Consider the following 12,797-nt stretch of genomic DNA (forward strand, 5'->3'; position numbering starts at 1 on the left):
AGCTGGTGCAGCTTAGTCTTCTGAGGGCAACTCGACAATTTCAAACCAATATCGGCCCAAAATTTTCATCACTTCTACCAATGACTCAAAAGTAACAGGCTTAGTAATGTAAGAGTTGGCTCCTAAATCGTAGGTGCGATAAATATCCTCCTCGGCTTGAGAGGTCGTGAGAACTACAACGGGGATTTGGCGCAGTTCTGGATCAGCTTTAATCTCTTGCAACGCTTCTCGACCATCTTTGCGCGGCATATTGAGGTCTAGCAAAATTAAACCCGGACGCGGCGACTGAGTTTGGGAGTCAAACTTACCCCGATGGTAAAGATAGTCCAGCAGTTCCTCTCCGTCTTGAACAAAATGGAGATTATTTGCGAGGCGACATTCTTCTAGGGCTTCACGCGCCAGCATGCGATCGTCTTCATCATCGTCGGCCATCAAAATGGTGATGGGTTTACCAGGGAGGTTGCTAGCGCCTTGCTTCATAGAGTTTGTTGAATCGGGAGCGTGACAATAAAGGTGGTGCCTTGGCCCAGGCTACTTTTAGCTGTGATACTACCTCGGTGGCGTTCAGCAATTTTGCGACAAATGGCGAGTCCTACCCCGGTACCTTCATAGTCGCTGCGGCTATGCAGTCGCTGAAACACAGTAAAGATGCGATCGAGGTACTTTTCATCAAACCCAATGCCATTATCTGTGACGAAAATTTGACAGAACCGACTATCAGGAGCCTGAAGCGGGGTTGGTGAGTCGGCAGCCTCTAGGAGCTGAGCTGAAATGCTGACAATCGGACGGCGATCGCTTTGATGAAACTTTAGGGCGTTACTAATCAGATTTTGGAATAGTTGCCGCATCTGCAAGGGATCAGCTTCTATCGTCGGTAAATAGTCAGCTTCGATACATCCGCCAACTCGCTGGATCTGCACTTCGATATCCGATAAAACTTCTTGGACGATGGTGCCGAGGTCTACAGGAATGAAGGGCTGGGCTTTAGTCGTCACTCGTGAGAAGGCTAACAAGTCGTTGATCAGCGTTTGCATCCGCTGAGCGGCATTTTGCATTCGCTCTAGATAGTCTTTACCTTCGGGAGGCAGAGAATCAGCACATTTCAGCTTCAAGCGATCGCCAAACGCCTGGATTTTGCGGAGTGGCTCTTGGAGGTCGTGGGAAGCGACAGAGGCAAAATCTTGCAGCTCTCGGTTGCTTTGCTCCAACTTAGCTACCAGTGTTCCCAGTTCCTTTTCAGCTTTGCGGCGTTCACTAATTTCTTCCGCCAGTTCAGTGTTAATGGCGACGAGTTGCTGGGTACGCTCCTGCACTCGCTGCTCTAGCAGTTCATTGGCGCTTTTGATTTCCCAAAACTTCTGAGTGAGGCTCGCGGCCATCGACTGAAAATTTTGCACCAGCGAATCTAACTCGGTTACAGAGCTACGCGGCCACCGAGTCAACTCACTCTCCAGCAATCTGTAAGGCAAATTGGTTGTAACGTCAGCAAGTTTTGAGAGGGGATTGATTAAGCTCTGACTGATCAAGGTGGCAAAGATTAAGCCTGTTCCGGAAATGAGTAATAAGATGGTCAAATTTTGGGTATGGACTTGCTCAATCCGGTGAACTTGAGGTTTGGCAGGTAGTTCTACAATCAAGGTCCAAGGCAGTTGGGGGGCGATCGGAGTTTCTTGCACAAAGAATGAATTGCTCCACCGCACCATGACTAAAGGACTGCCAAGGACAGGAAACCACTGGTAAGTTCTAGGCCCAATCGCTTGCACTTCTCCTTGCTGCTTCCGATTGAACTGTGGTGTGGCGACTCGACTGGCATCCGTGCTAGCAACCACGCTCTGAGCCGCATCCACTAAGGTCACCTGGAGTCCTTGCTCGGTCACATGCGATCGAATCATGGCACCCACCCCAGTGTCAGCATCAATTTCACCCAAAACAAACCCAGAGAGAACCCCACGCTGCTGAATGGGAGCACAGAGCCAAAGATGAATGCTGCCAGGGGTTTGCTGCTGAGCGCCAAGGGTGAAAAGCTGAGGCTGAGATGTAGCCTGAAGCTGGCTGAGCCGCAGCGTGGAGGGCAGAGCAGAATGGGTAGTGTCTACTTGAGCCGTAGCGCTGAGCGTGCTCAGAATCGGTATGCCTGCCCGATCTACTACCGACAAATTAACAAAGTCAGGGAAAATATCTTGCGTGAGTTCCAAGCTTTGCCGCAAAGCTGGAGTAGTCTCAAGGGGAGTGCGGGCAGCCAGTTGGGCTAGCTGTGTCACCGCTGTGAGGCGTTGGTTGTACCAAGCTCGGACCTCAACCACCAAATTAGTAGAAGCAACGCTTAATTCCGCAGCAGATGAGGTTCTGATGTTATCCATGACTTGACGGCCATCTAGAACCATCAGCATCAGGGTGGGGAAGAAAACAAAGGCAACTAATAAGTTGAGGAGGGTTTGCTGGAGAGAGAGGGTGCTAATGGCTTGGGGGCGACCGACCCAGCGATGAATTGGTAAGTGAGTCAGTATCAAGTTGGCAATTAAGGCATTGAAAATACCATTGGCGGGCTGCTTCAGCAGAATGATGGTGGTTTGAATGGCATCCAACTGTAAGAGGTTGCCGTAAAACAACCAAACCAACGGCATGCCAATCAGTATCCAGAAGAGAGCGTCCAGTAAGACGATGTTTTGCCGCCGTCGATGAAAGAAGATGCCTACAAATAAAGCTTCAGCAGTAAACGTGACGATGGAATAGGGATGGTGCCAAAGGATATAGGTGCAAAGACTAGCCACAAAAGCGGCAACAGTGCCCCAGATGGTGCCATATAGACAAACCACCATCCAAGTGGCAATGCTGCCAAACAAAAAGTCGATATTGAAGAAAAAAGACCACCGCCAATAGTTGCCGAGGTAGCCAGCAATCACCAAAAAGAGGAGTCCCAGGATGCCTCGATAACGGATCGCCCATTGTTTCAAATAGGAAAGTTTGTGCAGATCCATAGCTCCTACCTTGTCGTCCTACAGAGTTGAGGAGAGTCGGCAGCGTTAGCCCCAGCAGACAGCTACATCAGCTCATATCCACTTAGTAATTCCTAATCTTGTTGAATTTGTACCTAGTCTTAGCTAATCGTTACTAGTGATCACTATGAATTACTGGTTACACAAAGTTGTGACTTGGAAGAACTTCTAGCTGCGAAAGAGACGGCTGTACTGCACTTCATGCGCCATGCTGGCGATCGCTAGGCCCCAGCCACAACTGCATAAATCTTCATCCTTCAAGACTAAAATTGCCCCTGTGGCATCACTCAAACAACTCTGTAGTTCCACTAAAAGTCGCTGACCCGCCGTTTGTCCTAAGGGAATTAGTTTGACGCCTGCATTCATCAGGTTGGTGGCCCAACTGTGGAGATAGCCTAAAACTGCTGCTTCGGGGTCAATCTGCCAACTGGCAGCGGCAATGCCAAAGGCGATCGCGAAATTACAAGGTTCCCCACAGGTCTGAATTACAGGTGCTAAGTTTGGCTGGAGTTCTTGAAGTAAGCGGCCTAAAGAGTAGCCCATCTGCCAGCTTTGTTGGCGCAGTTCTTCTGTTTCTCTGCTGGCTGAGAGCCAAGCGTTCCAATGACGCAGGGCAGGGCGATCGCCAGCTTGGGTGGCCTGATAGGCGCGGATCATGAGCGCTGCTTCGAGGCGAATGGCACCCACTTGCAACTCCTGTTGTAGCCAGTGTTCTAGACTCAGTTTGTCTTTAATGATGCCTGCCTCTACGAGTGCTTCCAGACCTTCTGAGTAACTGTAGGCTCCTACAGGTAAAGCAGAACTAGCTAGTTGGAGCAAACTCAGTAGTGCTTGAGGTTGCAGACTAATGGGCATGGCTAGGTCCACTGTGCCCATAAGCGCCAACTTCTGGTTGAAAGGCTGCGATTTCTGCGCTCACCTGTAGTCCCAGATGCTCCAGCATCGATTGGAGGACTGGATCGGGAGAGAGACGCAGATAATCCGCCGTGATTTCTAAAGCAACATGACGATTTCCTAGGTGGTAGGCTGCTCGCAGAAGCTCCAGAGAAGTCTGCGCTTTCACGGTCAAGACGGGTTCAGGCTTAGCGGCAATCCGCACCAAGACATCCCCAGTTTCGGCTTGCAGCAAATCTCCATGATGTAGCACTGTGCCGCGCGGCAACTGCAATCGCACGCTCTGCCCCGCTTCTGTAGCAAGTTGATAGCGGCTGCGGGCACGCTCCTCTGCGGTGAGGGCTAGGGTGAGATCAACGGCGATCGCAACATCAGCAGATAAACGGTGGGTCAACGTCAGCATGACTCAGAACAGTGTTTCCAGGAGATCAACCTCACTCCTGCTTACTATAAACCTCTACGTTAATTGCTTTGAGCCGTTGCCCTCATTTTTTCGGGGTGGTACAAAGTCAACCGAAATCCTGCCAATTGGAATCCTGGCTGATCAGAAAATGCCGCCTCTATGACAGAGAACAGCATTTTAAGTCTTAAATTGATGCAGTTATCAACCAGGTTTATCTTAAGGATTTCTGAAGCAGGTGGAAGGGCTAAATTTTGGCTGGGAAGGGATTAAGACTTCAGGCCAGCCTCGATCCCCTCTCTAAAGATTGTTCATCTTCGGCGCTACATCTAAACCATCAACTGGGTGAACATTTGCCGTTCTGAAGTCATGCAGCAGAGGTGAGTTTTGTTGCTGCTCAAAATTTATCTAGATGGCTTTTGTAGCTCCAATAACTCCGCTTGAACTCGCTTCTCTAGATTTGGATCACTCTGAACATTCACGGTAATGGCGTTGAATTTGTCAATCGTCAGGCCGTTGCCCTCAACAATTTTTTTAGATTTGTTGCAGTACTCAACTGCAATTCCGCGAACGTTTTGGGGCAATCCTTGTAAGCTCTTGGGTCTATGACAAGCGATCGCCGGAATGCCGCTAGAGCCGACAAGTTTTTTAATGTCTCTGTAAGAGACTTGGCGCACTTCTTCTACCGCCAACACAGCGCGAGCGTAACTTTTGAGTTCTGCTGCACTGGGTGCCGCTTGAGCCACAGCAGCCGTACTAAACATTTGCTCTGGAGAGCGCTCTGATAAGCTAGGAACCCAGCCAGAAGCAAGGCCAACAGCGGCTAAGAAGCCAATCGCGAAGGACTGTGAAACCAGTTGCATCCGAGGCTGTTGCAGTTTAGCAGTCAAGGTACGAAGCATTTGAGGGTGAAATGGCACGAGGGAACGGCAAGAGTTCATCATAATCCGATGTGACAGAACAAAAACTAGAACAATCCCGAATCTATTCTTGTTGAACTATTTTATATAGACTAAGTTCCAGGTGTGGGATAGACATTTGAGCAATGTTGCCTCCTCACAAACCAGACAATTAAACCCAATGGATGGCATCGCTTAGCGCTGGTAGATTTGACAAAGTTCAACCACTTTAGTTTGTAGAGTGGCAAGCTCTTCTGCGCCTTGCTTAAGGCTCAGTTCTAGTTCCAACAACAGGGGCAATGTTTGCTGGAGTTGCTGAGAGGACAGCCCGCGCACTTCTTGTTGGAGAAAATAAATCCGTTTGGGATTGCTGACTTCGGCGGCTTGAGCGATCGCCCGCTCATCGCGTTCCCCAGCTTCCTGCATCAATTTGACCCACAACCAAGTGCGAAACTGGCCGATCAAAGTCGCTACAACCCGCAGCGCTGGTTCATTGTGACTGAGGAGACCTGCCACGAGTTCCAACGCTTCACCGACTTGGCCTTGGCGGATCGCAGCGGCCAATTGCAGACTGTTTTGAGTATTAACCACAACCAATCTGGCTACGACTTCTGCCTCTAGGGGTTGAGAGCGATCGCCCGCATAGAGCCGTAATTTTTCTAATTCACTATAGAGTTGTCGGGAGTTGTTGCCAACCGACTCTGCCAAGAGCTCCATGCTGGGCTGCGTTAGCGCCACCCCTACTGTTTGAGCCACTTGGCGCACCTGCTGGAGCAGTTGATCTGTTTTCCAAGGCGGAATTGGCGAGAATTCCTTGATCTCGGCATATTTCTGGAGCAATTTGGTGGACTTGAGCCGTCCGTCTGGTTTGTTGCGGGCTGTCAGCAGCAAAACTGAGGCATCCGGGATGGCAGGCAAAGTGCGCTCTAGCTCTGCTAAAACGGTTTCTGGACATTGCTGTCCCAGGGTAGTGTTTTCGAGCCAAACTAATCGTTTCCCCATCCCAAACGGGGGTGTCATTGCTTGCGTGAGCGCCTGAAGAACGGCATTGCTCTGCTCTGCTGAAATCTTGTCGAAGTTAAAGCTGGTCCAATCTGGATCGAGGGTGCGATCGCGCAGGGTTGTAACAGCTTTTGCGATCGCAAAGTCATCTTCTCCCCAATAGAGGTAAATTGGCATACAGAGCACCTGAACGCGCGAGGCGATCGAGAGTTGGACGATAATTATCAAACTTATGTGAATCGAGTGCTACGGCTACCTCTGCCAGAGACTTATAAATCTCAATTGCAAAATATTCAAGAGTCTCCCAAGTTCCAACTGCAAGAAGTGGGAGGCGAGCGGCAGGCAGTAGCGTTTCCGGGTTACACCATAGTCACCCCACCAGAGGGCGAAGAAACTGAAAATCAGGCTTTCTACGCTAATTTGCAGGCGCTCCAAGCGCAACTCCAGCAGCAGCTTGATCCTAATCTATTCGTGCCTCTACCGCCGGACAGCTTCCACCTCACCGTGGCAGACCTGATTTGGGATCATGCCTATCGTGATGCAGCCAAAAACCCAGACTTTGAGCAGCAACTCTGCGATCGCATGGCTCAGAGTTTTCAGCAGTACCAACGGATGCACCCGCAATCCCACCCTGTACGCTTACAAGCGGTGGGCTTAATTGTGATGCCACGAGCGATTGGAGTTGGCTTGGTTCCCAAGGAAGAAGTCGCCTACGAGCAACTACTGCAACTCCGCCGAGCGATCTACCAAAATCCTGGCTTGATGGCTTTAGGAATCGAGCAGCAATATCACTTCACGGCCCATGTGACTCTAGGCTACTTCGGTAGCATTCCGCCTGAGCTAGACCGCGATCGCCTCAGCGAGCAATTCACCCAGTTGAATCAGCAGTGGATCACAGGTGTGCCTCAGGAGATGTGGGCCTACCGCGCCGAACTCCGAAAATTTGATAACATGACACGCTATTATCGAGAACCGGATTGGCCCAGCCTCGAAATTTAGCCTTGTAATTTAGCCCTCTTACTGAGCTACCTATGAATTTGCCCATGCATCCCATCATGCAGCAGAGCTTTGCGGTGATTGACCAGGAAATCGGGGATCACAGCTTTAGCGCGGCTGAATATGCGATCGTGCGACGGGTGATTCATAGTACGGCTGACTTCGACTTCAAGCAACTGCTCCGGTTTAGCCCCGGAGCCATTGCCACTGCGATCGCGGCTCTTCAACAGGGCTGCCCGATCATTACTGATGTCGGCATGGTGAAACAGGGTGTCGCTAATATGGTGGCGCAAACCTTCGGCAATCCATTGATCAGTGCGGTGGAGCAAGTGACAGAAGCTCTCCCTGGGAAAACTCGCACCGAAACTGGATTGCTTGAATGTTTGCAGCGGTTTCCCCAGGCGATCGTGGTGATTGGGAATGCCCCCACCGCCTTGCTAGCCCTCTGTCAGCAGCTACAGGCACACCCAAGTACTGCTGATTTAGTGCCTGCTTTAGTGATTGGAGCCCCCGTTGGGTTTATTTCTGTCGTGGAGTCGAAAGCAGCGCTAGCCGCTACCTCCATCCCGCAGATTCGCGTCGAGGGGCGCAAAGGTGGTTCCCCGGTCGCAGCAGCGATCTTAAATGCCTTGCTAGTGTTGGCTTGGGAGCAACAGCCTAAACCGCTAGAACCAAGCCACGTTCTGGAGGCACTAGAACCAAACTGCGATCGCGCCCTCTTGCCGACTCATTCGACTAATCAATCTCATTAATTAACGAGCCAATGACTCCCATCCATGTAGTCGGAATCGGCTTAGATGGAGCCGCTGGTCTTAGTCCTGCCGTTCAGAAAATAGTGGCTGAAGCGACGCTGCTGGTCGGAAGCGATCGCCATTTAAGCTATTTTCCAGAACACTCAGGCGAAAAACTGAAGCTGGGAGATTTCACCCAAGCGATCGCGACAATCCGCCAACATTTAGCCGCAACTGCAACCGCAACGCCTCTTCCTAGAATTGTGGTCTTGGCTTCAGGTGATCCCCTCTTTTTTGGCTTGGGACGGTTGCTGCTAGCCGAACTGCCAACCGAACAATTAACGTTTTATCCGCATCTCAGCTCTGTCCAACTTGCCTTTAATCGCGTCAAAATTCCCTGGCAAGATGCTCGCATTATTAGCGCCCACGGACGTTCCTTAGAGGAGCTAACTCAAGCCATTCAACAAGGTGTAGCCAAAATTGCTGTCTTAACAGACAACACTCATTCACCCGCCGCGATCGCCCAGCTGCTGCAAAGCCTCGACCTGCCCCAGCGCTATCAAGTTTGGGTGTGTGAGAACTTAGGTAGCCCTGAAGAACGAGTGCAAGCCTGGTCTCCAGAAGCGTTGCGATTGGAAGCCTTTGCTCCCCTGAATGTCGTGATTCTACTGCGCTCCGGAAGCCATACAGAACCTTTAGACCTCAAAACTTTACCCCTGCTCGGCCTGCCAGATTCAGCATTTATCAGCTTTAGCGATCGCCCCAACCTCATGACCAAGCGTGAGGTGCGGACTTTAGTGCTCGCCGAACTGGCACTCCAACCCGGACAGGTAATTTGGGATATTGGGGCAGGCACAGGCTCTGTCTCCATTGAGATCGCCCGTCTCATCCCAGATGCCCAAATTTACGCCATCGAAAAAACTGCGATCGGAGTTAGCCTAGTGCAACAAAACCGCGATCGCTTTCAAGTAGCAAACATCGTCGGTGTTCATGGCACTGCGCCCGAAGCATTGCATTCACTTCCGGCTCCCGATCGCATCTTTATCGGTGGCAGTGGCGGCAACCTGAGCCAGATTCTGGATGTCTGTGCAGCCCATTTAGCGCCTCAAGGTGTCTTGGTTCTAGCCTTAGCCACCCTGGAGCACTTGACTCAAGCCCTGGCTTGGCTAGAGCAGCAAAACGCCCCAGCTCAACCGCCAGCTTGGCAGCATCACCTACTACAAGTTCAACTCTCGCGGTCAGTCCCCGTCGGTCCTCTCACCCGCTTCGCCCCTCTCAACCCAGTCACCTTAATCACTGTCAGTCGCATTGCTTAGTAGCGGTTGGCAATGAAGCCCCCAGCACCCAACCACCAAAGCCCCACCCCAGTTCCAACCAGAAACAATAGACCCATCACTCCTGCCAGTGGCTGCTGGCCTAACCCAGTCATCCAAGTTGGCCCCTTACCCGTATAAGCGATTGCCTGAGCCGCATCTAAGCTGGCAATGCCCCAAATCCACCCAGCATGTAAGCCACAAGCGAGTCCCAAACTACCACCATCCACTTGGCGGGCCAGCACCAGCACCATGCCCATGAGCCAAAGTCCGGGTAATTGGGGAATATTCTCAGGCCCTTCCCAAACCAAGTGCAATACCGCAAAAATTCCACTAGCGATCGCGCCTGCCAGCCAAAGCGAGTAGTCTTGCTGCAATTGATTCAGAAGAAACCCGCGAAAAATTAGTTCTTCAGTCACACTCACCCAAAGCCCTAATACCAGCGTTGGTAGCCAGATGCGCCAACTCCAGCTGCTAGTTTTGCCAGCTTCAGAAACAGAATTTTGTCGTGAAATTTGAGAGGATAGCGGCCACTGAATCCAACCTAAAGCTACTTGGAACCCGAACAAAACTGCTAAGCCTAAAATACCTAAAATCAGCCCTAATCCTGAAGAGCCGAAGAAAGCAGCCGTTCTAGTTAAGCCATAACCTGAGAAAGGCACCCCTTGAATTCGAGCAAACCCCCAGAGAATTAGAGGGGCAATTAAATAAAGGGGAGCAAGTAAAGGTAATTTTTGTGAGGGAGTAATGGGTTGAGGAGGTTGCCACTTGAGCGCGATCGCTAGCGGAATTCCCAAGGGCAACCAAACCACGACCCAAACGATAAAAAAAACAACTGCCTTAATGATTGCTGATGCTTCTATAAAAGACGAAATCATCAGGTGAGTTGCTTGATCTAACATAACTAGAGGGCACGACGAAGAGAAACAATAGAACTTGGGAGTTCAGCGTTAGTGAGGAGCAAGGGCATGACAGGTAAATGTCTCAATCCATCGTTAAAAAGATGTATTTTTTAAGCTCATGAAGCTAACAGATTGGCAGAAATCTTAAATTTAATGACTTGTGCACTACCAATCCTGACGTTTCTCGATCCGCAACCCCAAGCCTGAGTGGCTTCATGTCATTGATTAATTGACACCTCAGACAGGGTTAAGCAGAAATTTACCTGTTAACTCCCGCGATCGCTCTATTAATTGTCTTCATGCCTGAAGCAAACTAGAAGAAGTATTTATTCCTCGTCTAGCTCATCATCATCGACTGCCCTACCACCATTGCGATCGGCATCTACCTGAATCAGATGAATGTGTTTGTAACCAAGTTTGATTTCAAACTCATCACCTGGCTTTAATCCCATTGCCTGGGTGTAAGTTGCACCAATGACAATTTGGCCATTTTTGTGCACACTAACGCGATAGGTCGGTTCTCTACCACGGCCATCCTTCGAACCTTCAGGGCTTAAAGGAATACCCCTAGCAGCCAGAAGTGCATCATAGAAATCAGTCAAATTAACCCGAGTCTGGTCATTTTTTGTGACCGTGTAGTAACCGCAGCGCTTTGCCGTTTCCCGCCGAGGTAAGTGAGAAAGTTCTTTTACTTTTTGCAGTAGCGCTTTGCCCGTCAATGGGGCTGTTGGCGTTTCAGTTTCAGTCATCACTTTGCAAAATATCCTTTGCTCTCTAGGAGGGTAAATAAGAAATGCCAGTGTGTGGCTTTATAAAAAATATATCCTCTAATCTATATGTTTTGACAAGACTTTTACTAATTAGTTTTATCACTAATATTTGGAGGTTCGCTTTACAGATTTTTGTGTCAATGCTTAACCTTTGCTCAGCCAAAATTTCCGATGACGAGTATTTTAGAAGATTTTATAATTGGATGCACGATTTCAATGAGCTGTCAACCTGAGAAGTGTTTATACAAGTTATGATCCCGACTCCTGCTTCTCCTCTGGAAAACTCACTAGTCGCTCTAATTAGCAGGAAAGGACAGTTCGTCACAAACTTCTAAACTATGTTTTCTCAGGAAAATTTCATCTTTGCAATGTCGAATGCACATCGCCTAGAGCAGAAATTGCAAAGGTAAGGGTGCTCTACGGATCGTGATGCCGGTAAAGCACTGTTGGGGTCGCCTAGGTTAGAGAAGTTCAGGATTAAACTAGAGTTAGGGCAGGAAAGCTACTCATCAACAAAGTAGTGAACTGCAAGTGACGAAGCAGGCGGAAATCTTCTTGCCCAAACTCTAAATTTCAGTGATTTCTTACTTTACCCTGCAAATTTCAAGGCTTCGGTTTTAAGCATGCAAGTTCTCTTTAAAGTAGACCGACAGAGCCAAAATGCTCCAGCTTGGGTGCAGACTTACACTCTTGATGTTGATCCTGGCATGACAATTCTTGATTGCTTAAATCGCATCAAATGGGAGCAAGACGGTAGTTTAGCTTTTCGGAAAAACTGTCGCAATACAATTTGTGGCAGTTGCTCAATGCGAATTAATGGCCGTTCCGCATTGGCTTGTAAAGAAAATGTGGGTCATGAATTAGCTCGACTGCAACAAATTGCCAGTACAGCAGCATTAAACTCCCAGCCTGCTGAGAGTTTGCCAGAAATTACGATCGCGCCGATGGGCAACATGCCTGTGGTGAAAGATTTAGTGGTCGATATGCAGAGCTTTTGGAGCAATTTGAAAGCTGTCGATCCCTACGTCAGTACTGCGGCTCGGCAAGTCCCAGAACGGGAGTTTTTGCAGACCCCGGCTGAGCGATCGCGCCTCAACCAAACGGGCAACTGCATTCTCTGTGGCGCTTGTTATTCCGAATGCAATGCCCGCACCGTCAATCCTGATTTTGTCGGCCCCCACGCCTTAGCCAAGGCTTACCGCACCCTGGCAGACTCTCGCGACGTCAAGACCGCTGAGCGCCTTGAACAATACAATCAGGGGACAGAGGGCGTGTGGGGCTGTACTCGCTGCTTTTTCTGCAACTCGGTTTGCCCGATGGACGTGGCTCCAATGGACCAGATTGGGAACATCAAGCGAGAGATTCTAGCCAACCCTTCTGTAGAAGATAGCCGCCCAATTCGGCACCGTCGCACCTTGGTTGATTTGGTGAAGCAAGGAGGCTGGGTAGATGAGCGCCAATTTGGTCTGCGGGTCGTAACCAACTCCTTCCGGGATCTCCGAGGTTTAGTCACGATGGGGAAACTGGGTTTGCGGATGGTGCAGCGAGGCAAGTTCCCCTTTACGTTCCACGCTTCTGCTGGGGCTCCCCAAGTGCGATCGCTGATTGAGTCAGTGCAAAATTTAGCGGTAGAGTCAAAGCAGGTTAATTCCCAGCCTTAATCTGCTGATTCATCACATTCTTGCTATGAACGAAACAACTTCTACTCCCCCCCAGCCTACGGCCCCCCAAGCCACCCTAGGCGCTGACAACCGCTTTGAGCCTGCCTTCGGCTGGACCTTCTATGCGGAGCAAATCAACGGGCGATTTGCCATGATCGGCTTTGTCGCCTTGCTAATTCTGGAATTCTTTACGCATCAAGATTTTTGGACTTGGTTGGGCTTGCGATGAGCGG

General features: G+C 49.9%; 13 protein-coding genes. 5 read left to right on the forward strand and 8 right to left on the reverse strand.

Annotated elements, in window-relative coordinates; genetic code table 11:
• Nucleotides 1–12: 12 nt before the first annotated feature.
• From H6F72_RS05705 to holA, 6 genes are all read right to left on the reverse strand, one after another.
• Complete coding sequence (locus H6F72_RS05705; RefSeq protein ID WP_199296007.1) at nt 13–480, reverse strand: response regulator; 468 nt, start codon at nt 478–480, stop codon at nt 13–15.
• Nucleotides 477–2,978 carry an ATP-binding protein gene (locus H6F72_RS05710; RefSeq protein WP_190432627.1) on the reverse strand — a complete coding sequence of 834 codons (2,502 nt, stop codon included), beginning with the start codon at nt 2,976–2,978 and terminating at the stop codon, nt 477–479. Before H6F72_RS05710 ends, H6F72_RS05705 begins: the two co-directional genes overlap by 4 nt.
• A 186-nt stretch (nt 2,979–3,164) precedes the next feature.
• A complete protein-coding gene (locus tag H6F72_RS05715) occupies nt 3,165–3,872 on the reverse strand; it encodes an urease accessory protein UreF (protein WP_242016799.1) in 708 nt (235 codons plus the stop codon).
• Nucleotides 3,841–4,293 (reverse strand): urease accessory protein UreE, encoded by a 453-nt coding sequence (ureE, locus tag H6F72_RS05720; protein WP_190432629.1) that lies wholly within the window; start codon nt 4,291–4,293, stop codon nt 3,841–3,843. Before ureE ends, H6F72_RS05715 begins: the two co-directional genes overlap by 32 nt.
• A 401-nt stretch (nt 4,294–4,694) precedes the next feature.
• Nucleotides 4,695–5,234: a DUF4168 domain-containing protein gene (locus tag H6F72_RS05725; protein WP_199298898.1), complete on the reverse strand. Its 540-nt coding sequence runs from the start codon at nt 5,232–5,234 to the stop codon at nt 4,695–4,697.
• A 150-nt stretch (nt 5,235–5,384) separates the two neighbouring features.
• On the reverse strand, nt 5,385–6,368 hold the full coding sequence (gene holA, locus H6F72_RS05730) for a DNA polymerase III subunit delta (RefSeq protein ID WP_190432631.1): 984 nt from the start codon (nt 6,366–6,368) through the stop codon (nt 5,385–5,387).
• Nucleotides 6,369–6,401: 33 nt separating this feature from the next.
• Between holA and H6F72_RS05735 the strand changes: the two genes are divergently transcribed.
• From H6F72_RS05735 to cbiE, 3 genes are read left to right on the forward strand one after another with little or no spacing between them, the layout of a single operon-like run.
• Nucleotides 6,402–7,190 (forward strand): DUF1868 domain-containing protein, encoded by a 789-nt coding sequence (locus H6F72_RS05735; protein ID WP_190432633.1) that lies wholly within the window; start codon nt 6,402–6,404, stop codon nt 7,188–7,190.
• A gap of 32 nt (nt 7,191–7,222) precedes the next feature.
• Complete coding sequence (locus H6F72_RS05740; protein ID WP_190432635.1) at nt 7,223–7,939, forward strand: cobalt-precorrin-8X methylmutase; 717 nt, start codon at nt 7,223–7,225, stop codon at nt 7,937–7,939.
• Nucleotides 7,940–7,950: 11 nt separating this feature from the next.
• Nucleotides 7,951–9,234 carry a precorrin-6y C5,15-methyltransferase (decarboxylating) subunit CbiE gene (cbiE, locus tag H6F72_RS05745; RefSeq protein WP_190432637.1) on the forward strand — a complete coding sequence of 428 codons (1,284 nt, stop codon included), beginning with the start codon at nt 7,951–7,953 and terminating at the stop codon, nt 9,232–9,234.
• Here the strand turns inward: cbiE and H6F72_RS05750 are convergent.
• Together H6F72_RS05750 and H6F72_RS05755 are read right to left on the reverse strand one after the other, a co-directional pair.
• Nucleotides 9,231–10,133: a CPBP family intramembrane glutamic endopeptidase gene (locus tag H6F72_RS05750; RefSeq protein ID WP_190432639.1), complete on the reverse strand. Its 903-nt coding sequence runs from the start codon at nt 10,131–10,133 to the stop codon at nt 9,231–9,233. The genes cbiE and H6F72_RS05750 overlap by 4 nt on opposite strands.
• A 326-nt stretch (nt 10,134–10,459) precedes the next feature.
• On the reverse strand, nt 10,460–10,882 hold the full coding sequence (locus tag H6F72_RS05755; protein WP_190432641.1) for an AbrB family transcriptional regulator: 423 nt from the start codon (nt 10,880–10,882) through the stop codon (nt 10,460–10,462).
• Between the two features lie 644 nt (nt 10,883–11,526).
• On the opposite strand from H6F72_RS05755, the gene H6F72_RS05760 reads away from it, so the two are divergent.
• A complete protein-coding gene (locus H6F72_RS05760) occupies nt 11,527–12,564 on the forward strand; it encodes a succinate dehydrogenase/fumarate reductase iron-sulfur subunit (RefSeq protein ID WP_190432644.1) in 1,038 nt (345 codons plus the stop codon).
• A 25-nt stretch (nt 12,565–12,589) separates the two neighbouring features.
• Entirely contained in the window at nt 12,590–12,793 is a 204-nt protein-coding gene (locus tag H6F72_RS05765) for a chlorophyll a/b-binding protein (protein WP_190432646.1), read from the forward strand.
• The last annotated feature ends 4 nt before the right edge of the window (nt 12,794–12,797 follow it).

It is taken from the genome of Trichocoleus sp. FACHB-46, from assembly GCF_014695385.1.
Lineage (GTDB): Bacteria > Cyanobacteriota > Cyanobacteriia > FACHB-46 > FACHB-46 > Trichocoleus.